This window comes from Leptospira tipperaryensis (genome assembly GCF_001729245.1).
Lineage (GTDB): Bacteria > Spirochaetota > Leptospiria > Leptospirales > Leptospiraceae > Leptospira > Leptospira tipperaryensis.
In genome coordinates, this window is record NZ_CP015217.1 from 3,898,736 (window position 1) to 3,921,562 (window position 22,827).

At 41.0% G+C, this 22,827-nt stretch carries 19 protein-coding genes and 1 pseudogene; 9 read left to right on the forward strand and 11 right to left on the reverse strand.

Going from position 1 to position 22,827, the window contains the following annotated elements; genetic code table 11:
• Position 1: 1 nt before the first annotated feature.
• Together A0128_RS18345 and A0128_RS18350 are read left to right on the forward strand one after the other, a co-directional pair.
• Positions 2-589 (forward strand): DUF4269 domain-containing protein, encoded by a 588-nt coding sequence (locus tag A0128_RS18345; RefSeq protein ID WP_069608836.1) that lies wholly within the window; start codon positions 2-4, stop codon positions 587-589.
• Between the two features lie 133 nt (positions 590-722).
• Positions 723-2,702, forward strand: a complete 1,980-nt coding sequence (locus tag A0128_RS18350) for a M48 family metallopeptidase (protein ID WP_069608837.1) — start codon at positions 723-725, stop codon at positions 2,700-2,702.
• Between the two features lie 127 nt (positions 2,703-2,829).
• Here the strand turns inward: A0128_RS18350 and A0128_RS18355 are convergent, their stop codons facing one another.
• Positions 2,830-3,369: a DUF1564 domain-containing protein gene (locus A0128_RS18355; protein ID WP_069609394.1), complete on the reverse strand. Its 540-nt coding sequence runs from the start codon at positions 3,367-3,369 to the stop codon at positions 2,830-2,832.
• A gap of 158 nt (positions 3,370-3,527) precedes the next feature.
• Between A0128_RS18355 and A0128_RS22585 the strand changes: the two are divergent.
• The 5 genes and pseudogenes from A0128_RS22585 to A0128_RS18380 all read left to right on the forward strand — a co-directional run.
• Positions 3,528-3,740 (forward strand): annotated as a pseudogene (locus tag A0128_RS22585) (macro domain-containing protein); the annotation flags it as partial.
• Positions 3,741-3,961: 221 nt separating this feature from the next.
• Complete coding sequence (locus tag A0128_RS18360; protein ID WP_069608838.1) at positions 3,962-5,272, forward strand: 3-hydroxyacyl-CoA dehydrogenase family protein; 1,311 nt, start codon at positions 3,962-3,964, stop codon at positions 5,270-5,272.
• Positions 5,273-5,292: 20 nt separating this feature from the next.
• Positions 5,293-6,558, forward strand: coding sequence for an acetyl-CoA acetyltransferase (locus tag A0128_RS18365; RefSeq protein ID WP_069608839.1), 1,266 nt, complete (start codon positions 5,293-5,295; stop codon positions 6,556-6,558).
• Position 6,559: 1 nt separating this feature from the next.
• Positions 6,560-6,997, forward strand: coding sequence for a hypothetical protein (locus A0128_RS18370; protein ID WP_069608840.1), 438 nt, complete (start codon positions 6,560-6,562; stop codon positions 6,995-6,997).
• A gap of 784 nt (positions 6,998-7,781) precedes the next feature.
• Positions 7,782-8,639, forward strand: coding sequence for an LIC13305 family lipoprotein (locus tag A0128_RS18380; RefSeq protein WP_069608842.1), 858 nt, complete (start codon positions 7,782-7,784; stop codon positions 8,637-8,639).
• Positions 8,640-8,702: 63 nt separating this feature from the next.
• Here A0128_RS18380 and A0128_RS18385 read toward each other — a convergent pair whose 3' ends face one another.
• The gene (locus A0128_RS18385) at positions 8,703-9,248 is read right to left on the reverse strand and encodes an MORN repeat-containing protein (RefSeq protein ID WP_069608843.1); all 546 of its coding nucleotides are present in this window, start codon (positions 9,246-9,248) and stop codon (positions 8,703-8,705) included.
• Positions 9,249-9,564: 316 nt separating this feature from the next.
• Between A0128_RS18385 and A0128_RS18390 the strand changes: the two genes are divergently transcribed.
• Positions 9,565-11,547, forward strand: coding sequence for a gamma-glutamyltransferase family protein (locus A0128_RS18390; protein WP_069609395.1), 1,983 nt, complete (start codon positions 9,565-9,567; stop codon positions 11,545-11,547).
• 4 nt (positions 11,548-11,551) lie between these two features.
• On the opposite strand, the gene A0128_RS18395 is transcribed toward A0128_RS18390, so the two are convergent.
• From A0128_RS18395 to A0128_RS18430, 8 genes are read right to left on the reverse strand one after another with little or no spacing between them, the layout of a single operon-like run.
• The gene (locus A0128_RS18395) at positions 11,552-11,974 is read right to left on the reverse strand and encodes an acyl-CoA thioesterase (protein ID WP_069608844.1); all 423 of its coding nucleotides are present in this window, start codon (positions 11,972-11,974) and stop codon (positions 11,552-11,554) included.
• 1 nt (position 11,975) lies between these two features.
• Positions 11,976-13,001 carry a phenylalanine--tRNA ligase subunit alpha gene (gene pheS, locus A0128_RS18400; RefSeq protein WP_069608845.1) on the reverse strand — a complete coding sequence of 342 codons (1,026 nt, stop codon included), beginning with the start codon at positions 12,999-13,001 and terminating at the stop codon, positions 11,976-11,978.
• Positions 12,998-14,395, reverse strand: coding sequence for a UDP-N-acetylmuramate--L-alanine ligase (locus A0128_RS18405; RefSeq protein WP_069608846.1), 1,398 nt, complete (start codon positions 14,393-14,395; stop codon positions 12,998-13,000). The genes pheS and A0128_RS18405 overlap by 4 nt, the downstream gene beginning before the upstream one ends.
• Positions 14,392-15,009 (reverse strand): hypothetical protein, encoded by a 618-nt coding sequence (locus tag A0128_RS18410; RefSeq protein WP_069608847.1) that lies wholly within the window; start codon positions 15,007-15,009, stop codon positions 14,392-14,394. The genes A0128_RS18405 and A0128_RS18410 overlap by 4 nt, the downstream gene beginning before the upstream one ends.
• Entirely contained in the window at positions 15,006-16,103 is a 1,098-nt protein-coding gene (locus A0128_RS18415) for a hypothetical protein (protein ID WP_069608848.1), read from the reverse strand. The genes A0128_RS18410 and A0128_RS18415 overlap by 4 nt, the downstream gene beginning before the upstream one ends.
• On the reverse strand, positions 16,100-18,070 hold the full coding sequence (locus tag A0128_RS18420) for a motility-associated ABC transporter substrate-binding family protein (protein ID WP_069608849.1): 1,971 nt from the start codon (positions 18,068-18,070) through the stop codon (positions 16,100-16,102). The genes A0128_RS18415 and A0128_RS18420 overlap by 4 nt, the downstream gene beginning before the upstream one ends.
• Complete coding sequence (locus tag A0128_RS18425) at positions 18,067-18,795, reverse strand: ABC transporter permease (RefSeq protein ID WP_069608850.1); 729 nt, start codon at positions 18,793-18,795, stop codon at positions 18,067-18,069. The genes A0128_RS18420 and A0128_RS18425 overlap by 4 nt, the downstream gene beginning before the upstream one ends.
• Positions 18,796-18,802: 7 nt before the next feature.
• Positions 18,803-19,732 (reverse strand): ABC transporter ATP-binding protein, encoded by a 930-nt coding sequence (locus A0128_RS18430; protein ID WP_069608851.1) that lies wholly within the window; start codon positions 19,730-19,732, stop codon positions 18,803-18,805.
• 481 nt (positions 19,733-20,213) lie between these two features.
• Here A0128_RS18430 and A0128_RS18435 point away from each other — a divergent pair, with 481 nt between their 5' ends.
• Positions 20,214-20,624 (forward strand): DoxX family membrane protein, encoded by a 411-nt coding sequence (locus tag A0128_RS18435; protein ID WP_069608852.1) that lies wholly within the window; start codon positions 20,214-20,216, stop codon positions 20,622-20,624.
• A 259-nt stretch (positions 20,625-20,883) separates the two neighbouring features.
• Here the strand turns inward: A0128_RS18435 and A0128_RS18440 are convergent, their stop codons facing one another.
• Complete coding sequence (locus A0128_RS18440) at positions 20,884-22,788, reverse strand: AMP-dependent synthetase/ligase (protein WP_083244181.1); 1,905 nt, start codon at positions 22,786-22,788, stop codon at positions 20,884-20,886.
• Between the last annotated feature and the right edge of the window lie 39 nt (positions 22,789-22,827).

A 22,827-nucleotide genomic window follows, 5' to 3' on the forward strand; every position in this document is an offset into this window, starting at 1 on the left:
TATGAGTAAGCCCTTCTCAGCGGATTCTCTCCAGCATGGAAATCGAAAACAAAAACTTCTCTGGAAAGATCTGAACGAACATTCTATTCTAAATAAACTTGTCGATTATAACCCTTTTTTAGCCGGCACGATTCCTTTGGATATCGATCATGGTAAGAGCGACGTGGATATTCTCTGCGAGTATTCGGAGAGGAAAGAATTTGTTTCCTCTTTAGAATCGTCTTTTGACAATCTAGAAGGATTTGAAATCATTGAAAGATATTTCCAAGAACTTCCTTCCATTCTTTGTCGATTTAAGACCGAAAAATTCGAATATGAGATTTTCGCTCAGACGCTCCCGGTATCTCAACAGATGGGCTACGTTCATTTTACAATAGAAGGTAAAATTCTTTCTATTGCCGGATCGGAGTTCAAGGAAAGAATTCAAACTTTAAAAAGAGACGGCTGGAAAACCGAAGAAGCTTTCTGTAAACTTTTAGGAGTTCGAGAAGATCCTTACGAGTTTTTATTCGGATTAAATTTTTTTCCTCCCGAAAACCTCATAAAATTCGTTTTAAAGTCCGAGTTCTTTTTAAAAAAGGATAAATAACCATACAAGTGTTAGCAATACTAAAGGAGAGGATCGTAAAGAAATTGTTGTCCAATTCAGGCTTGACATTTCAGATTTTTTAACGATCTTAGTGGTCCGTCCCTTCTTAAATATTTTTTAAGGTTGCGAGAATATGTTTAGAACTTTTAAGAACATTCTTTTTTTCTTATCCATCCTCGGTTGTTTCTCCCTCAGCGCTCAAAAAAACAACACCATCAATTTTGATTCCGAACTCTACGCGCAAATCGTTCGTCAGAGCGGTCACCAATACAGTGCGATTCTAAAATCCAGAAAAGTTCTGAAAGATCATAATCACTGGAAAAAGCCGATCGATGCGGCCTTTCGAAAACTTGCGGATTCTTCCGGAAATCCTTCGTTTCCAATCGTGTATAACGTCATTCAGGATAATTCTTTCAACGCCTTTGCGATGGCGGGTGGACAGTTTTGTATCAACTCAGGAACGCTCGATATTCTCGATCAGGTAATTGCAAACTCGGAATCCGATGCAAAAGACAAAATAAATTTTTATAGAGAAAGATACATCGCGGGAGTTCTCTCTCACGAATTATCACATTATTATAATAAACACACATTCAATTCGGTAAAGAAATTCTATCAGCTCAAAGAAAATCCGACAAGCGAAGCCGTTTTGGATAATCTAAAATTCTCCCAAGAACAGGAAGTAGACGCGGATCAAACCGGCTTTCAGCTTTTAAATAAGGCAGGATACGGCGGAGAATATATGATCCGAACTTTGGAGCTAATGAGCGATATCGACAACCAATATAAAGAATACATCGTAAGCAAAAAACTGGACAAGGTAAGTCCGGAATCGATGACTTCTCTTTATTTCACGAGTCATCCTTCTCCAAACGATCGCCTTTCTCGTTTTAGCGGAGACAAACAAGAACTCTATTCTATGCTCGCGACTCTGGAGAAAACGTACGACGATATTCAGTTTGGAAAGAATTTAGATCAGGCGAAATCAAATATAGAAAAGGCGCTTTCTAAGTTTCCGGGAAACACTCATTTAGAAAAATCTTATGCCGTTTGTCTCCACAAGATTTGGATGGCGAGCGCGAGCAACGACGATCTTAAATTAAAGCCAGTAATTGATATGCCCTCCTTTCGAGATTCCATGGTTTTTCCGGGCGGCCTTCGCAAAAGAGCCGTTATGCGAACTATCCCCGGCAATCAAGCGGCCTATGAAAAAGCAAAGGAAGCCTATAAAAAAGTAATTCTAAAAACGGACGATCCTTACTTCATTTCAAACTATGCGGTTCTTTTATCTTATTCCACAGAAGAAAACGATATGAACGTAGCCAAGTCCTTGGCGGGAAATACCGTAAGAGCTGAAAATTCGATTCCTCTCGCAAATAACCTAGGAATCGTTTTCTACTGGACAGACGATCAAGAAAAGTCCTTAGAAGTTTTTAAATCCGTAGCTTCGATGGTGGACAAGAGGGTACAATCTTTTGGAGAAAAGGCAAAGACGAATCCGGAGATTCAGGCGTATCTGCAAGGAATCGGAAATTCGATCCGTCAAAAAACTCAACTCGATCCCGATTACGTTTACGAAAATTTTACCCCGATTCTAAATTACGTCCTCTTAGAATCTTATAAAGCAAAGACGCCTCAAACAAAACAACTTGCGATGTATTATTTGGAGAATTATGATTCTTCTTCCGGATGGGCAAAACATCTGGCTGAGTTTCACGGAATCACTCTTCCGGATCCTTCGCAAGCTACGAAACAAAACGTTTTCAAAGTGGGAGGCGTTGGCCCGGGAGATAAGTTAGAAGACTTATTAAAACTCTGGGGAAAACCGGATAAAATCCAAGTGGATAAAAGTTCCGGAAGTGAATTCTACATTTACAATAAAAAAGAAACTTCCTTTCTTCTCAGCATCGGCTCCGTTCTTCAAGTGAACGTTTATGGAGACAATAGTCCCGGAATCGACAAAGGAGTTTCCATCGGTTCCGATCGGGGAAGCGCCGAAAGAGTTTTCGGAAAACAATTTCAAAAAAGCGGTCCCTATCTTGGATATACCCAAAACGGAAACGCTTTTGTAAAGTATCGGAAAAACAGGGTCGATCAGATCATTCTTCAATAATCTTAAGACATTTTAGAATGGAATTTACATTTATGGAAATGAAGGATTTCTCCGAGTAAATTTCTATTTCGGAGGAATTTATCGTTTTCATAAATGGATCAGGTATTTTTAAAGATTAGTTTGTTTTTTATGAATCGAACCAATCTCGATAGTCCAAAACGTAAAAATAATATTCCGGTTCACATTTCAAGGATCGTTTGATCCGATTATTTAAAAGATCGAACTCGAATGTATATTTGTAATTCCTGTGAAACGTAGGACCTCCCTCATTCATAACGTTCACGATAGAATCTCCCACACCAAGCTCATCGAGTTGCAAAAGAAAATTAAAGAGAAAGCAACGGGAAACGCCGTGAACCTGAGCCAACAAACCCAAAAGCGCCCAGCTTCCTCTGCTCACTCGAACATTGATCCGTTGCATTTGCTCTTTTCCCGGACTCGGTTGATACAAGACTTTCTCGGCCTTTCTTCCTAAACGTTTTATCGAAGTAAGATATTTCGCATATCTTTTCAAAAGAAAAGGTATTCTTCTAGAAAGATTTCTCCGTTCTTTTTCACTGAATTTAAGTAAAGTATGTTTCGGGACGAGCAAGGTTGCCACTTCCATTCGATTGTTTTGAAGAATGGAATGAATTTCGTGATCCGAATTTAAAAGTAAAATTCCCATACTAAGAACGTTTCCCGAATTCACCGGCAAGGAGCGTTTTCAGAAAAAAAATCATAAAATTATAAATTTTTTATCGATAAACAATTTGGAAATTTTGTGAAACATCGGATCCAATGATACCCACGCTTAAGAAATGATCCGCAAGCAAAAACAAGGAAGATCGATTATTAGCAAATGCTTATACAACCAGTCTGCGATTCGCAAAGGAAAACTCGCTCCGTACGATTGGATTTCCGAACATCGGCGCCGAAATTTGTAATCTTCCGAAAGGAGGGGCCACAATTATGGCTCATTCCGTTCTTGAGTTTCTAAAAAATGATGACGCCATGGAAGGAGAATTCTTCGTCTTTCTTGATTCTAAAATTTTTTAAATTGATAAAGCTCTGCTTCCAAATTAGATTCTTCTTAAAATTTGAAGAGAATTCATTGATTTGTTAACGAATTTCAGCCTTTTTGAGTAAGTTTAAACAGAACGAATGTTCTGTTTTAGAACAATTCTACAACCATTCCGTTTGAAAAAAACCTTTCCTCCTCGCATAGCTGTTTTAAACAGGTTCTATTCCATTGAAAATCCAAGAATTGGTATAGTTTCATGAGAGAGATAAAAACAGTAACAGTATTAGGCGCAAACGGTACTATGGGTGCCGGATCAGCCGCAATCGTTGCCTCCTTTGGGAAGGCAAAAGTCCATATGCTCGCAAGGGACATAAGCAAAGCGAAAGAAGGTATTGAGAAAGCAATCGGTTCTGTGAAGACAGATACGATCCGACCAAGACTCATTCCAGGCTCGTATGATGCAGATCTTGAAAAAGCGGTAGCAGAATCCGACTGGGTTTTCGAACTCGTTGCGGAAAGTTATGAAGTAAAAGAACCGATCAACAAAAGAATCGCAAGCTCCAGAAGACCTGGGACTATCGTTTCCACTGTTTCCTCCGGACTTTCTATTGAAAGACTTTCAAAGGCATTCGATGAAGACGGACAAAAGCATTATTTTGGAACTCACTTCTTTAACCCTCCTTACAAGATGATTCTTTGCGAACTCGTTTCGCATAAAGGATCCGATAAAAAAGTTCTCAAACAACTCGGAGAATATCTGGATAAGGTTTTAGGACGCGCGGTCGTTTATACAAACGATACTCCTGCGTTTGCCGGAAACAGAATCGGATTTCAGCTCATCAATGAAGTCGCTCAACTCGCTGAAAAGTATTCCGATAAAGGCGGGATCGCTCTTATGGATGCGATCATGAGCGGTTATACCGGAAGAGCAATGGCTCCTCTCGACACTGCGGATTTCGTAGGTCTGGACGTTCACAAAGCTATCGTTGACAACCTCTATGAAATGACTAAAGACGCGGCTCATTCTACTTTTAAAATGCCGGGTTACTTTCAAAAGTTAATCGATAAGGGCGATTTAGGAAGAAAGGCGGGCGGCGGACTCTATAAGATGTCCAAAACTCCGGACGGCAAGAAAGAAAAGTTAGTCTATAATATAGGCGCCGATCTTTACGAACCTCTTCCTAAGTTTGATATCGATTTTATTCGTCAGGCTAACAGAAGAATTTCCGAAGCGGATTATATCGGCGCTATGAACGTTGTTAAAGAAGCGAAAGGCTTTGAAGCGGACCTCGCGAGATACTTCATCGCAAGATACGTAAGTTATTCTCTTTCTATCGTAGGAGAAGTCGTAGACACAAAAGAAATGGCGGACCTCGCAATGGGAACCGGATTTAACTGGGCTCCTGCATCTGCGTTCGTTGATTTCTTAGGCGGACCTAAGGATACGATTCAATTGATCGAAAAAGCAAAACTTCCGGTTCCTGAGGTATTAGCAAAAGCGAAACCGGGGAAACCGTTTTACGAGCTGAAGGAAAAACTTGACGCTCGATCACTTTTTAAAGGATAATTAGGGAGGCAGGTATCACCATGAGCGAGAAAATTTACATACTCGGCGGGGAACAGACCGATTTTCAAAGAAACTGGACTAAGGAAGGAAAGACCTTCATGTCCTTGATGCGCGAAGCCGTTCAAGACGGATTAGCTGCTGTCGGAATCACGCCCGATGAACTCAAAAAACTGAATAAACAAAATAGAATCGGAATTTTCGTAGGAAACTTCGATGCGGAACAATATGCAACTCAAGGTCACTTGGGTGCATTCTTAACCGAAGTCGATCCTGCGTTCTACGGAATTCCAGGCGGACGTTTTGAAGCAGCTTGTGCTTCCGGCTCCATCGCTCTCGATGCCGCTGCTACGAAAATCCGCGCGAAAGACTACGACGTTGCCATCGTTCTCGGAATCGAGATCATGAAAACCGTAAGTTCTTCCATAGGTGGGGATTTCTTAGGAACTGCCGCTTATTACGAAAAAGAAGCGAAGGGAGTTCAATTTCCTTTCCCAAAACTTTTCGGAAAACTCGCGGACGTAATTTTGGAAAGATACAAACTTCCGGAACAAAGATTCATGGGAGCTCTTGCTGAAATTTCAAGAATCAACTACGACAACGCAAAGAAAAACCCAAAAGCACAAACTCGTTCTTGGTTCATGAACAAAGAACACGCAAACGCAAGAGGCGGAGAATACAATATGGCAGTCGGAGGAAGACTCTGCATTACCGATTGTTCTCAAGTTACCGACGGCGCTGCGATGGTAGTTCTCGCTAACAAATCTTATACTGAAGAATACGCGAAAAAAAGAGGGAAGAAGATCAACACAATCCCAAGACTGAAAGGTTGGGGACACAGAGTTGCACCGATCACTTTTGACGCGAAGGTTGCAGAATCCAAAGGGGACAAATACATTCTCCCTTGGACAAGACAAACCGTAAAAGACGCGTATGACAGAGCGGAACTCGGAGTGAAAGACATCGACGTTTTCGAAACTCACGACTGTTTCACTTCTTCCGAATATGCAGCGATCTCCGCTTTCGGAATCACTCAACCCGGAAAAGAACACGAAGCAATTGAAGACGGCGTGATCGATCTGAAAGGTAAGAAACCAATCAATCCATCCGGCGGACTGATCGGAGTCGGACACCCGGTAGGAGCTTCCGGAGTTCGTATGATGCTCGACCTTTACAAACAAATTACCAACACTGCCGGTAATTACCAAGTAGAAGGCGCTAAAAACGGATTGATGCTGAACATCGGCGGATCCGCAACGACTAACGTGGTTTTCATCGTAGGAAAGTAAAATGAGTTTAAAGACTGCAAAAGACTGGAATCAATTTCTTCTAAGGCTGTTTATCGCCTTTGGTTTTTGGGAAGTGATTTCCGTACCTCTTCGCAGTCTTTTGTTCTCTCGCTTTTACTACGACCCTGCCTATAAATCTTTTTTCCAGTCCGTTGGAATGATTTTATGGGTGGGGCCGATCGTAGCCGATCTCATTCAAGTTTTCTTTTTAGGAATTATCATCCGCCTTGCAAAAGATTCGCTTCCTACGGGAATCGTCGGGGGATTGATCGTTGCGGTTTGCTTTTCGTTAGCAGCTTATGTAGGACCGGCAATTTCCATTTTGAACTTTGTAAACGTTCTACCAAGCATGATCGTTTGGCTCTGGGTATTTTCCCAATTTCTACTTACATTAATTTCTTCTTTGATTTTGACTTATTCCGCAGAAGAAGATCTCTAAAAATTCTTTCCGCACTTTTAAACCTAAGATTCATCTCTAAAAGAATCGATTCTTCCCTTCGAAAAAAAGGGGAGAATTAAACTCTAAATAAGCCTTATTTCAATTCTGAAATGTAGGATCTCCCACGAACCAGAAACCCGTTATTCATTCTAAACTATTTTTTTCAGTAGAGTCTCCAGTCGGAATAACGATACTTTGTCGGAAAAAACTTCGTTAAAAGACGCAATAATCCATTTCTAAAACGAAAGTTCAAAAGGATAATTCTGATAAATCGGATTCTAAAATACATTCTTGGAACTTTTCTTAGGTCTAAAACGAAAAGCTTCAATTCAAGTTTTCAAATGATTCATAATAGAATATGAGTTCATGATATTAACTTGGGTGACTCCACCAACGTTTTACGAAAGTAAGTTTGAACGGAATCAGACGGACCGGGCTCTCCTCTTTGGTCAAGTGATTGAAAATTAAAATAATTAGATCAAATTTTCTAAAACCCTGTAACTTACCCCGCCTCGATCTCTTCTGTAGCGAATATAGATATAGCCGCGGCATTGAATTTCTTCCGCATCAATTGAAACCAAGACCGAGAAAATGTAGGAACTACCGTAGATTAACGTTGAAGGTTGAGGAACGCTCAAAATAGCTTTTTGTTTTTTGGACTGATCGGAGTTCTCATTATAATCTGAAATCTTTCGTCCAAATTTTCTCAGGATTTTTTGACCTAACTTGAATGATCTTTCAGTATATTGCTCCAGATGTTTGGAATACATCTGGAGCAATATACATGATAATAAACGTAAAATTAGTTTTAAGTCTTTTGTTTGTTTTTACCTTTCTCTCCTCTTGTTCCATTGAAAAAGAGGATAAAAATACCTCTGATCTTCTTTTGTTTTTATTATTTCAAGATCGCGTTGAAAACTACGATCGTGATGTTCAAATCTTAACTCATACGATCGTATCATCCCCCTTTGTTTCTTATGATACCAACTATTCTGATGAAGATTTAAACTATTATAAAGATCTGATAGTAGCTGAAATTGCAAGGTATCCAAGAGGGTATTTCATTAAAGCACGAGCTGAAAAAATAATATTCACTCGAAATCTTTATTTAGAATCGATAGGTTATAGAGGAGGTCTATCCAGACCCGAGGAAAATATTATATTTTTGGATATTCCAGACGGATTGAAAGCCATGGGGATGATAAATCCTAATTTTGGAGAAGACAGGCTATCAAATGGAATACATCATGAAATTACGCACAATATAGATAATGTTATAAGATATTACTGGGATCCAAAATGGACATCGTTAAACCCGATTTCATTTCAATATGGAAGTTATCAATTTTCATCCAGTCCTCGTCGTTTAGATAATCCCAAAGTCCCTTTAACTCCATTTTGGAATCCCATTGACGGTTTTGTGAGCGAATATTCCACAACAAATTTTGCCGAAGATAGAGCGGATATCGGCGCTGCAATTCAAGGACGTCAATTTTCTTATTTGAATGAAATTTGTGCCGTCGATTCGATCGTCGCTGCGAAAGTGCGTCTGACGATCGAAGAAATGAATCGTTTTTGGCCTTTTCCCGGAGCGGAAAACACAGCCTGGAAACGTAGATTCTCTGAGATTGAATGTCATTGATCGAATTCGTTAAAAATGACTCAACGTTCCCTTCATAAAATGGCTAATTTTTAAGTTAGCCTCCTACTTACTAATCGGATAACCGTTTTTAAATTCTCCTTCGTAAAAACTTCCGTCGGAATATATTAATTTTCCACGCCCATTCGCAAGATCGTTCGCGTAGATTCCTTCAAAACGTTCTCCGTTGAGACAGATATAACTACCCTTCCCCACTTTTTGATTTCGTCGAAATGTTCCCTGAAAAATACATTCTACATTCGAATCCGGGATAAAATTTGCCCATGTTTTACATCCCTTATCATTACAGTCCCCGTCTTCGATCCAAGTCCCATAGACGACTTTTCCAGTCTCCGGATCGATCCGTTGAGCCTTGCCTCTTATGGAAAGACGCTTACGAATTCCTGAAAACATTTCCCGGTTTTTGAATTTAACTTCCGCATATCCTTCTAAGGTTCCGTTTACAAAAGTTCCTTTGGATTCGTTTCCGCTAGCATCGATGAGAACACCTTTTCCATTCTTGCAGTTTCCCGATAAACAACTTCTTGGAGATTGAGGAAGAATGGAGATGAAACTGAAACAAAAGAGAACAAATACATTGATCCTAAACATAGAAACGTCGATTGTCCCTGGAATTTTCAAAAATCAGAACCTCATAACTTGAATGAACCGATTCCGCACCGAGAGTGATAAAGGCAATCCTAGGACCGGAAAAAAGGAGCCGGATTACTTGCAAATAACTCGAAACAAAACAGATTTTCAATCTGCAAAAGTAGGAACTCTCACATTTCCTACATTTACTCGTCATTCATTCGGTTGCAATTTTTTCACTGGAATCGTTTGTAGGAAGAATTATTTTGTAACCAAAAACGATTTGCTTAAATCGAAAATCGATGTCTACAACGGAAAGTTCAAAAGGAGAATACGGATGAATCGGATTCTAAAATACATTCTTGGCAGTTTTTTTAGCTTAATCGTTCTTCTCTCCGTCCTCTACTTCGTTTTTTCCAGACCCAATGAAATTTTAGAATTCGACGACCCTTATCAGCAAGACCGCCCTCTCGCAGAAGGTTCCAAAATGATGGTGGCCTCCGGTCATCCCCTCGCGACAAAAGTAGCGTTGGAAATTTTGGAAAAAGGAGGAAATGCGGCGGACGCGGGAGTGGCCGCATTACTCGTGTTAAACGTTACCCAAGGAGAAGAAGCTTCCTTTCCAGGGGTAGCCCCTCTGCTCTACTACGATTCAAAAAGTCAAAACGTGGAAAGTTATACTGGCGCCGGGAAAGCTCCTTCCAAGGCTACGATAGAATACTTTCAATCCAGAGGACACAAATACATTCCAACTTTAAAATATAGTTCGCAATTGGTTCCAGCCTCGCCGGATGTGATCGTTGCGCTTTTGAAAAAATACGGAACGATGAGTTTTAGTCAAGTCAGCGCTCCCGCAATCAAGATCGCAGAAGAAGGATTTCCCGTTCATAGAATTCTTATGCGAAACCTAAACATCAATCTTTTCAAAAGGTTCGGATTTTCGATCCTTCTTCCATACAACGCGGAAGTTTATCTGGATAAGAAATGGTGGAAACCTCTCTACCACAAAGAAAAATTCGCTCGTCCCGCATTAGGCAAAACGTTACGCGAAATTGCAAACGTAGAATCCGGAGCGATCAAAGCAGGTCTTGATAGAAACAAGGCCTTAGACTCAGTACGAAAGTATTTTTATGAAGGCCCAATCGCAGAGAAGATCGTAAGAGCTCACGACTCAAACGATGGAACAATGACCAAATCAGATCTCGCGACCTATTCCGGAGCTTGGGAAAAACCTCTCCAAGGAAACTACGGACCCTATACGATCTTCTCCAATCAAACTTGGAACCAGGGAGCCGTAGTTCCTCTCGCCCTTCAGATCCTCGAGGGAATCGATTTAAAATCGATGGGCCATAATTCTCCTCAATATATCCACACCGTCGCTCAAGCGATCGAACTCGCGATGGCTGACAGAGAAAAATATTTCGGAGATCCTGCATTTGTAAACGTTCCGATCAAAGGACTTCTTAGCAAAGAATATGCGACCGAAAGAAGAAAATTTCTGCAATCGAACGCCTTTGGTAAAACCCCTCCTTTCGGAAATCCAATTCTTTATCAAGAGAAGAAATTATCGCGAGAATCCGACTTTCATTCAAAGAAAAATTCTTCGTTTCAAGATAAAGATAAAATCTCAGAACATTCTTCCTTAAATAGAAATCAAAATGAAAACAATTCTTCCCTTGTATTGAATTCTTCAGAAGACAATCGGCAACTTTCCTTTTGGGAAAAAACCGGAAAAGTGGGACGTGATACTACTTATCTCAGCATCATTGATCCGAAAGGAAATTCTCTCTCGCTTACTCCCAGTGATTTTCCACAATCACCGATGATCGAAGGAGATATCACCTTGGGCATTCGTATGACTCAGTTTCGATTGGATCCAAATCATCCTTCGGCATTACTTCCCGGAAAACGACCCACGATCACTCCGAACGCATCCATGGTTTTTAAAGACGGAAAATTCTTTATGAGTTTCGGAACTCCCGGAGGCGACATGCAGACTCAGGCAACTATACAAGTTTTTTTGAATATGATTGTGTTTGGAATGAATCCGCAAGCCGCGGTAAACGCGCCTCGTTTTCGTTCTTTAAATTGGCCTGACGCTTTTTCACCTCACACGTATTATCCGGGACGTTTGGAATTGGAAAAAGAAATCAATTCTAAACACGGGAACGTGCTGAAAGAATTGGGTTACGACGTGATCGGAAGAGATGTCTGGGAATATGATTTCGCCGCGCCTTGTATCTCCATGAAAGATCCTAAAACCGGAAAACTCTACGGAGGAGCCGATCCAAGAAAAGAATCCTGGGCGGAGGGAAGATAAAAAATCAACCTTCCTTATTTTGTCTCTGGAATTCTTTTAAATCCTCTTCTAAAATTCTTCTGATTTTTGGAGGAATAGGAATCGTAGCCTTTGTCTTGTGATCAAAGGTAACTTGGACGGTCTTCGCCACCGCGAAGACTTCTCTTGTATTGGATTCTAAAATGACGGATTGAAAATCCCAAGAGCTGTTTCCGATTCGAATCACGGAAGTTTGTACTTCGACAACGTGATTCATTTCGATCGATTTTTTAAGATCGATTTCGATTCTCGCAAGAATAAAAGGGACTTCAAAAACGTCCTTCACCTCAAATCGACGACGACAATAGTCCACTCTTCCGATTTCCAAATAAGAGACAAAAACGGAATTACTCACGTGAGCAAAGGGGTCCATATCCATCCAACGAGTTTGAATCGGAGTGGAAATCATATTAGAATTGTTTTAAGAATCTTAGATTACCGGATTGAAAGTAACGAATATCGTGAATTCCGTAGCGCATCATCACGAGGCGGTCCAAACCGAGACCGAAAGCAAAACCGCTCCATTCCTTCGGATCCAAACCCGCGTGAGTAAGGACGTTCGGATGTATCAAACCGCAAGGCAAAAGTTCTAGCCAACCGGATTGTTTACACACGGGACAACCCTTTCCTTCACAAACCAGACAATTGATATCGAGCTCAAAACCCGGTTCCACAAAGGGAAAGTATCCCGGTCTAAGTCTTGTTTTGATTTCTTTTTCAAAAATTCTGGAAAGCAAAACCTGCATCGTGTCGATCAGGTTCGCCGCTGAAATATTTTTCCCAACGACCATTCCTTCGATCTGGTAAAACGTATGTTCGTGAGAAGCGTCGACTTCTTCGTAACGAAACACTCTTCCCGGAGCGATAATTCTAAAAGGAGGTTTGAGATGTCTCAACGTTCTCACTTGAATCGCGGATGTATGAGTTCTCAGAAGATTTCCATTCTCAAGATAAAACGTATCCTGCATTTCTCTCGCAGGATGATCTTCAGTAAAGTTCAGAGCGCCGAAATTATTCGTATCGGTTTCTATCTCGGGTCCGTCCATCACGCTAAAGCCCATCGAAGCAAAGATGTCTTCGATCTCGTATTGAATCTGAGTGATCGGATGTAAACTTCCGTTTTCCGGTTTGGAAAGCGGCCGCAGCGTATCGAAGAATTCGGAAGCGGCTTGGGACTCGAAAAGTTTTTTCTTAAGAGTCGTTTTTGTATCGGAAACAAAAGCCTCGAGTTTTTTAGAAAGCTCGTTCGCCTTCTGGCCTACGGTCTTTTTTTCTTCAATGGAAAGAGAAGCTACGTTTTTGAGAACCGCAGTGAGCTTTCCTTTTTTACCGATAAAATCATTCTTATTCTTATCTAAATCCTCTTCGGAGACGGAGGAACCGATTTTTTGAATCGCTTCCTCGTAGATAGAATCGAGTTCTTGAGATAAATTCATGTGTGTTTCCGAGCCAGTTCTACAAGTCCCGGATAAATTCCTCCGAAGGAGCCGTTAGACATGGCTAAGATAAGAATTTTTTCTCCCGTAAATTGGGGAATCATTTTCTCAAGTTTTACAAGCAACTCCTGAGGATCCTTTGCATAAACCGGAATGGTTTTTGAATTCTTCAAAAGCTTTTGAACCAGCTTTTTCACGTCCAAACGGATATCTTTTGAAACCTTCTTTAGATTATGAATCTCGGTAAGGATGGTCAAATCCGCTCCCAAGAAAGAATACGAATATTCTTTCTGAAAAACGTTTCTGTGAGAAGTCGCGCTTCTCGGTTCAAAAAGCGCAACGATCTTGTAACCGTGAAACCGTTTTTTGATCGCGTGAATGGTCTCATGTACGGCGACCGGGTGATGCGCGAAATCCTCCATCACGATTGCCTTTGGAGATTCAAAAAGAATATCCTGTCTTCTTTTTACTCCCGGAAACGAATCGATCGCCTTTGCGATTCCTTCTTTGTAGCCGCTTGGATTTTGTTCTTTCAGAATCTCGGAACAAACTCGGATCGCTACTTCGAGATTTCGATAGTTATGATCTCCGAAAACAACAGGATCGAGTTTTCGATCGTCCCAAAAGAGTTCGTGTTTTTTCCAAGAGAGCGAAGAATCTTTTCGATTCCACTCAAAACCCTCGATCTTTGTAAACTTAACGTGTTGAACCAATTTTTTTAAAGAACCTGATCCGCTCCAATAGAAGATCTTTCCGTTCCCTGGAACCAAATTGATCAAACGTTTGAACATAGTTTCAATCGCTTCAATGTCCGGAAAGATATCAGCGTGATCGTAATCCAGTGCGTTTAACACGGCGTAGGTGGGTCGGTAGTGTAAAAATTTCGAAGACTTATCGAAGAAAGCGGTGTCGTATTCGTCTCCTTCTATCACAAAATAAGAACCGTCTCCGAGTTCAAATCCCGGAAAACCGTCCTTACGAATCCCACCCACAAACAATCCGGGTGAAACTCCGTTCTCTTTAAGAATATGATGAATTAGGAATGTAGTGGTTGTTTTCCCGTGAGTTCCCGCGACCACGATCACCTTCTTTCCCTTGAGAAAAAATTTGCTGATTGCGGCGGGCATAGAAAGATAATCCACTCCGGAATTGAGCATCTCTTCAACTTCCGGATTTCCTCTGGAAATCGCGTTTCCAACGATGATCAGATCTTGGCCTTGAATGTTTTCGGCTTTAAATCCTTCGAAGTAAGGAATTCCCCATTCTTTCAACTTGTCCGACATCGGAGGATAAACTCCCGTATCCGAGCCGGAAACCTCGTGTCCGTTTTTTTTGAGCATGTGAGCGAGATTGCCCATGGCTATCCCGCCGATTCCGATCAGAAAAATTTTCAATTGAGAATGGTCCTAATTAAATTATAGATTACGGTTAAAAACAGAAGTCCCGTCAGTAAATAAGCCAAGCCTGACAAAAAGAATATTATAATTTCCTTATCATTCCAGTTTAGAATTTTTTTCAAACTTCTTACCGACAAAGCGCAGGAAAGAAAAAAAGAAATCGTTACGAACACGGCTTGAAACGGAGAAGGTAAGATCCAGAAGATCGAAGACGCGCTGAAAGGCAAAAAGGATAATAAAAAAATATTCGCGGGTGGAAGGGTTTCTCCTTTCGTACGATCCGCTTTTTTCTGAAAGATTCTAAATACGTCAAACTGCACGACTAAAAATAAAACGACCGGATAAACAAAGAAAGAAAACAAAACTCCCGAGAAGATGGTCCATTCTCCATCGTCAAAACGAACAAAGGAAAGGACTGAAAATATAAGATTGGAAATAAATTTTCCAGCCGGCGCCAAAACCCAAAGAAGAAAGTGGGTTCTTAAAATTTCGGCGTAACCGAAGCCGTCGGTCTTTTGATAGATTTCATACGCATTCTCCGGAGATTGAAAAATTCTTTGGAGAATGCCGGATCTTATTTCTGAGAATTCTTGTTCTTTATCTACGATCATCTTTTGGGAAAAGCGGAAGTTGGATTTTTGGAGGCCGGGTTCGGAACCTCTGCCGGTTTTTTCTGCTCCGCTTTATCCAAATTCCCCACATTTTCTTTTATCCGCAAGAAACTATCTTCACGGATGTAAAAAGGAGGTTCGGAAAATTTATCGTTTAGAATTCGGATCGCAGGTCTGTAGTCTACGGAATTGATATTTGTTTTCGGATAGTATCTGAGAGTAATCCAATCCCCGTTTGTAAGACGCAATTTGAGGGACGCTTCCGCAGGCACGTTGGTGAGACTCTTAGCCACGGCAAAACCGGCGCCGCTCGGATCGTCCGGATAAAGATCCACTCTCTGTCCAACGATCTGATTGTTCCAATTGTCTCCCAAATGCGGTTCGATCGCCACGATCTTACCGGACAATCTTCTCCAAAAATTCTTCTTAATGTTCTCTTCCTTATACGGATGATTGTCTAAACGAAGAGTTTTTCCTTCTTCGTCCCAGATCGTTTCCACTATAGACTCGTCTTTAAGATTGACGAGTTGTCTTTGTCTAAATTCCGTAATTCCTCTTGCAAATCGATCCAGGATATGACTTTGAGTAATGAGAATATTATTTCCCTCTTTTACGATTCGAGTAGAATCGGAAGATTTCTTTTTGCCGATGAAAATCTTTTTGATCAATTTTCCGGAAGACTTAAGAAGAATCTCGGGGGATCCATCGTTGATTTTCAAAGTGGAAGAATCCTTTTCGTCGCCGATCGGTTCCACACCTTTTACTTTGAGAACGGACAACTCTCGAAATAGATTGTCCGCGTTGTATCCGCCCTCGAATACAAGAGAAGCTCCCGTTTCCAGATCGATCGATTTTACGGAGAGAAACTCACCTGTTTCGCTTAACGTCTTTTCTTTTTTGAGAACAATCGAACTAGGATAAAAACTCATCGCGTCTTCCGCGTTCCAAGAAGACTTCGGAGGTTGGTATTCGATTTCATCGATATCGATGTCCCAAAAAGAAACTTCGGTTTGATCCTCTTTTTTTTCTTCCAATAAGAAGAAGCTCGCGATCAAAAACGCCAACACTATAACGAAAAGAAGTCCTCTTTTCAAAATTCTTCTCCTTCGTTTCTTTTTTTACGTATCAAAACGATGGAAGAAACGAGCGCGATCAAACCCGGAAAGAAAAACATTCCTAAAATCCAGACGATCCTCTTTTGTGTGTCCGTAAGAGAAACGGTATTTACTTCTTCTTTTTTGGGTTGGATTGAAGAAAGAGAAAGATCTTGATACATCCAAGTAATGGCCGAAGTTGCAAGTTCGTAATTCGTTCCGTAAGAAATGAATTGATCCGTAATCCAAGAAGTTCCGGAAAAAATTACCGCACGTCCTTCTCCTTTCGACTCCGTGTTGGCAATCGGGGAGGGAGTTTCGGGTTCAGGACTGAGTCCGGGAACGAGTCCCGATGTCGGATTGGTTTCCGTCTTTGCGGCGTTTGGCGCTCCTTCTTTTTTAGCCGCGCTTTTGAGAATCAAACCGAGTATTACGTTTCTCTTATCTTCTCCGGTATCGATTTTACCGTTATTATTTTTATCGAGAATCGATTCTCCGCCGGATTCCATCAGAGGAAACGATTCCAAAGATTGACTTCCGGGACTGGAAACGGCTTTCGGAAGGAAAAATCCTCCGAACGGAAACATCGCTCCCATATCTTTCCGAGTCAGAGTTTCTTCGATCGGATGTTTTCGAAAGGACTTAGCAACGATGATCCCCGGCTGGCTTGGGATCTGAGAAAGCGGACCCTTTGCAAACTCATAACCTGATTTTTCAAGAAGCCAATCGAAGTTTTCAGTTCCCTTCGGTTCGATCGTGATGAAAACCTTTCCTTTTTTTTGTTCGATAAAATCCAAAACCGCATCACGCGCTTCTTTCGAATAAGTTACGGTCGGCCCCGCGATCACGAGAACGTCCGCGTCTTGCGGAATTCTTCCAGGCCAACCTTCCGCGATTCCCAGACCTTTTACTTTGAAGTTGAGAAAACTAAGAGAATTGGTTAGAATTCCTACCTTCTCGTTCGGAAGATTTTGAAAGATCGGAGAAAATCGTTCTCCGTTCGATTGAGTAAAATATATATTCTTTTCTTCCGTCGTGATGTTCACAACCGCTTGTACAAGTTTTCTTTCCAAGTCTTCGAGATCGTTTTTTTCTTTGATCGAAAGCCTTTGCTCCGCGTATTGTTTTCCATCGTTGAAGAAAGGTTTTTTAGTTCTCACGAGAATGAGACCGTTGGAAACCTGACCGAATTCTCCCAAGTCGTCCAACTCAACGTCCGCGTTGATAAAACGAACCTTAAATTGAGGGCTCAAGGATTGTAACTGATCGAGATAAATTTCTAAATCGGGACGAATCCTTCTAAGCGAAAAAGAGTTCGCCTTATCACTCGCAGACGAATTCTCCAGAGGTCTTGGATAAAACGCGATCACTTCGACTTCTCGATTTACACTTTTTAAAATTTTCACCGCGGTCGGACCGAAGGAATATTGTCCCTTTGAACTCAGATCGAAGTTGTGATTTCGCATTACGGAAATGTAATTTATAATCACCAATGCAACGAAGACGATCGCAAGATTCAAGATGAAATATCGAACCAAAGCTTGTTTGGAAGTTTTAAGAACGCTCTGCGCTCCGGCGGAATCCTTTCCCAATTCTTTCAATAAGGTAAGAATCAAAAACCCGACCACGGAAAGAACGAGCAACACGAGAAGAATTTCCCTAAAACGTTCGTTTCCCGAGTGAGAGCCGCTCGACTTTAAGGCAAGGTCTTCCAGAAAAACTCGAAGATGATAGATTCCAAACGCGAGCAAACCAAGACCCGCGGAAAGATACGAATTCCATTCTTCTTTTATATTTTTCTTACGAATAAATCTAAAAACGGGTTCGAGGACGAGAACCGCCAATACAAAACCCAACCAGAGCCAACGAGTTCCGGGCGTCTGAATACTATCTCGAACCGGAAAGTATAAGAAAAGAGAAGCGAGTGAAATCCAAGGAAAAATTCTGAATAAAATGGATTCTTTCATCCTCTCCACCTCCTAGATTCCAAAACTTTCACAGTAAGATAAAGAAAGAATAATGTTCCACTGACAAAGAAAACGATACCGTTCAAAGGGAGAACTCCTTTACAAAACCCGATAAAATGGGAAAAAATATGAAGGTGATAAAGAATCTTTCGAGTCACCGAATCAAAAAGATAAGAGAAATAACCCGAAACCCAGAGCGTCAAAATGATCACGATGGAAATCAGAAGAGAAGTCATCTGATTCTTACCGAGGCTACTTCCAAAAAGTCCAACCGCGAAAGAAAAAATTCCCAAAAGAAAAACTCCGATCGTTCCGGAAACCACGATGTAAATCGGAGCTTTCCAAAAAGAATATAAGAAGATCGGAAACAATCCGTTTACAAAGACTGCGATCAAAAGACAAATCAAAGCGCCGAAGGTAAATTTACCGGCCACAATTTCAAGATCCGTGATCGGAGCCGTAAAAAGAAATTCGAGAGTGCCTCGGTTTCTTTCTTCCGTGATACTTCCCATCGACAGGATCAACATCGCAATGATGATCGTGGACATGAAGGAAAGAAATGTAATCACGGTCGTATCTACGTAGTTCGTACCCGCGTTAAAATTTAAAATGAGCACGAAAAGAGAATTCAAGAAAGCGGTTCCGCCGAAAACCAACGGAGCCATAAACGTTCCGAAGAACACTTTCACTTCTTTAAAAAAAATCCATTTGATATTTTGGAACATAGTTTCCTTAAACCTGATTCATAAAAATCTGTTCTAACGTAACTTCCTGTTTGCGGATGTATTCCAGACGAGGAGAGGAGGACGCCGACGCAAAGAGTTTCTCTTTAAATTCTTTTTCCGTTGATGTAGAAACAAGAAAGGTATTTCCTTTCGCATCTTCTCCGAGCGCCTGCGTCTTATCGGCGATCACTCCCGGAAGAGAGGAAAGATATTTCTTACCGGATTCCGGATCGGTTCCGGAAAGGGTTACTTCCAATCCGGAAAGTTTTTCCATTTCTTCTTCGAGTTGTTTTCTATCTCTTTGATAAACCATTCTTCCCTTATGAAGAAAAAGAAAACGCGTGCAGGTTTTATAAACTTCGGGAAGAATATGACTCGAAAGAAGAATCGTATGTCCTTCTTTCAAGGAATGAATTAAATTTCTGATTTCAACGATCTGTTTCGGATCAAGTCCGGAAACGGGTTCGTCCAAGATAATGATCCGAGGATTTCCCAAAAGCGCTTGTGCGATTCCAACTCTTTTACGAAAACCAAGCGAAAGAGTTTCGATATTATTTCTTCGAACGTCTTTTAAGTTCGTTCTTTCGCATACCCTCGCTATCTCAAAATCAATCGATTCGATAGGAACCTGTTTGATCCGCGCCGCGAATTTGAGATAATCTTCGACGGACAACTCCGGATAAAGAGGCGGAGTTTCCGGAAGATATCCGATTTTCTTTTTTACTTCGAGGGGATTTTCAAACGTGTTGGTTCCGTCGATCTCACAGATTCCATCGGAGGCGATTAGATATCCGGTGAGAATTCGGATCGTTGTCGTTTTTCCCGCGCCGTTCAAGCCGAGAAGTCCGACAATCTCCCCTTCTCCCAATTCAAAATTCAGACGGTCTATGGCGAGTTTTTTACCATAGAATTTAGATAGGTTTTTGACTTTGATCATCTTTGTTTAAACTGCTCACAGGGACAAGGTTCTCATACCATAAAATTTCCGGTGGAAGCTTTCATCGTATGAATGTGGTTTTGGGAGTCTCTTAGGAAACATTCTTCCTATAAGTTTCCCCAAGGAAAGAATAGAAAAAAATTTGTAGATAGGGTCAACCCTTTTCTCGGTTAAGAAGTATAAGACGTCTTTCGTATTATAAAATTCATCGAAGAGCCTTCTTCGACCACTCATAACTTTAAAACTGTTCCACTTGCCTTGAACGATTTTTTCAAAATCAAAAATGCCTTAGCTCATCGACCCTTCTCTGCCGGAAAACCATCGAACTACTCGGATTAGAAATTTTTGATTCGCTCAACCGAGTCCTACGGGAGTTCTATTTTTGAATTTTATTTGTTCGAACAAATAAAAAAGACTTGCCAAATTTTCAAAATGGTTCTTAGGTAAGAATTACTTGTTTAGACAAGTAATGGAGATTCTTATGAAAATCTTAGACCTTTTCTTTCGATTCACACTCGGAGGGGTGTTTCTGGCGTTTGGAATCAACAAATTTATCACGTTTATCCCCTCGCCTCCAATGCTTCCTCATGCTGCCCGCTTCATCAGCGCGTTGTTGGAAACTGGTTATCTCTGGCAAATTCTCGGGATCATGGAAATCATCGGAGGAGCCTTGGTGGTTTCTGGAAGATGGACCGCGCTCGGTCTTTTGGTTTTGGTTCCGATTGTCGTGAATATCGTTTCTTATCTTTTGATTTTACAATCGGGAATCGGCTTTCCCCCGTTTGTGATGAGCGCGTTCTTATTGAGCGCTGGCTTTTATTTAGCGTATCGTCGGAAAGAATCTTACCTACATTTCTTTCGAGAATTAGAATCCGATTCAAACAGAGAGTAACGTTACCACGAGAAGGGATTCTCTTGCAATTCTTCGATGAGGACGAAATGACAAAGAGCGATCCACATTCTTAAAAAAGAGGGCTTCCTAATGGAAGCTCTGATTTTGATCGAATTCAATTCTCATAAAGTTCCTTTAAATAAAATGAAAAATACTTTATAAAAATATAATATTTAGCCATCGAGATTCAATGCGGAAGATATGATAAAGAAACTGAAAGTTAAGTTTTATTCTTAAACTCAGCATAAAACCTAAAATTTTATTTTCCATTTTCATAGATTTGATCTATTTGTTTGGAATATTTCTCGGTAATCAAGAATCTCTTGAGAGAAAGTTTTGCCGTCAGCTCTTCTCCCTTTTCCCAAGAACGATCAAGAAGACTAAAACCCCCGATTCTTTCAAAAGATTTAAAACCGTTTTGATCGCTGATCATCTTCGAAATTTCAGTTCGGATTAACGTTTTTACTTCCGGATGTTTGCAAATGGCGGCGAGATCTCCACCGTATTCTTTTAAATTTTGAAAATTGGGAACTACCAACACTCCCGGAAATTTTTTATCCTGCCCGACCACCATACAAGATTCGATAAAAGGGGATTCCTGCAATTTCGCTTCGATCGGAACCGGCTCTAAATTTTCTCCGTTAGAAAGTACGATTGTTTCTTTGATTCTCCCCACGATCTTTAAACAAAAATTTGCGGTTAGTACTGCGAGATCCCCCGTCTTGAACCAACCGTCTTGTAAAACTTTTTCGGTAGCCTCGAGATTCTTATAATAACCTTTCATAACTTGAGGACCTCGTACTATCAGTTCCCCTTTTTTACCGAAAGGATTGGAACCCGGATAAATATTTTTCCCGGTGTTGATGTCCACGATTCTGATTTCAGTCTGCGGAAAAATCTTTCCAACCGTTCCTACGATCAGCTCCTCCGGAGTTCTCATAGAAAGAATCGGGCTCGTCTCGGTTAAGCCGTAACCTTCCAATACCGGAATTCCGATCGAGTTAAAAAGTTCGTCTACGTGCTCTGGAAGCGCCCCTCCTCCGGAAACGCTGGCCTTTAAATTTCCACCTGTCGCCTGTCTTACTTTTTTTAAAACGATCCGATCCAAAAGTTTCGCCGGAACCGTTACGATGGAGAATATTAGAAAAGAATAAAGTTTTTTAATAAATGAGATCGCCAACGAGTCAGGAAGCATTTTTAGTTTTAAATTTTTTAAAACCGAGCCGTGTCTATATCGAGTTCGATTGGTCTTAAGCGCAGCGAGAAACAACAATTTACTAACACCTTCCATACCTTGAAGTTTGGATTGGATCCCTTGAAAGATACTTTCCCAGAGCCTTGGCGCGGAAGCCATAAACGTCGGCTTTACGATCTGTAAATCTTCCTTTAGAGATCGAATATTTGTGTAATAGGTCTTACAACCGAAAGTGATGGAAACGATTTCAAAAATTCTCTCGAAGATATGCCAAACCGGAAGTATGGAAAGAATTTTGTCTTCCCTCTTTAAACCCAACGGTATGTTCCGAATTTGCGAAAGAATATTCGCGTGAGTCAACATCACACCTTTCGGATTGCCCGTGGTTCCAGAAGTATAAATCAGAGTGAGCAGATCTTCCGATTCGATCTCGTCGATCCTCGACAAAACCTTTTGTTTGGAAAGTTGAGTTCCTTCCTCTAAAATTTTTCGAAAGGATAGCGTTTTTCCTTCTCGAAAAATTTCGGGAGTTCCTTCGATCAAAATGACAAATTCCAACTTCGGAAGTTTGTCCCTAATCGCATTCAATTTTTTGTATACGTTCTGATTTTCGAGAAAGACGATTCTACAATCCGCGTGGGAAAGAATGTATTCCATATCCTGTATGGTCGCATCGCTTCCCCTCGGAACATCGGCCGCTCCGGAAAACAAAACCGCCAGATCCGTTTTGATCCATTCCAATCGATTGTCCGCGATGATTGCGACATTTTCCTGCGGCTTTAAACCGCATTTTTCGATCAAGTAAGAAGCCAAAGACAAAGCGTCTTCGTAGAGTTCTCCATAGGTCGGGCCTTCAAAGATTCCCTTTGAATTCTTCGTTAGAAATGATTTTTCGTTTTTGTTAGTCTGAATCGAATCTCGAAACAACTGAGCGAGATTTTTATAATTCTCAAAGTTTGCATTGGACATGCAAGAGAAGATAACGTGAAATTCAATTTGAGTCGACGG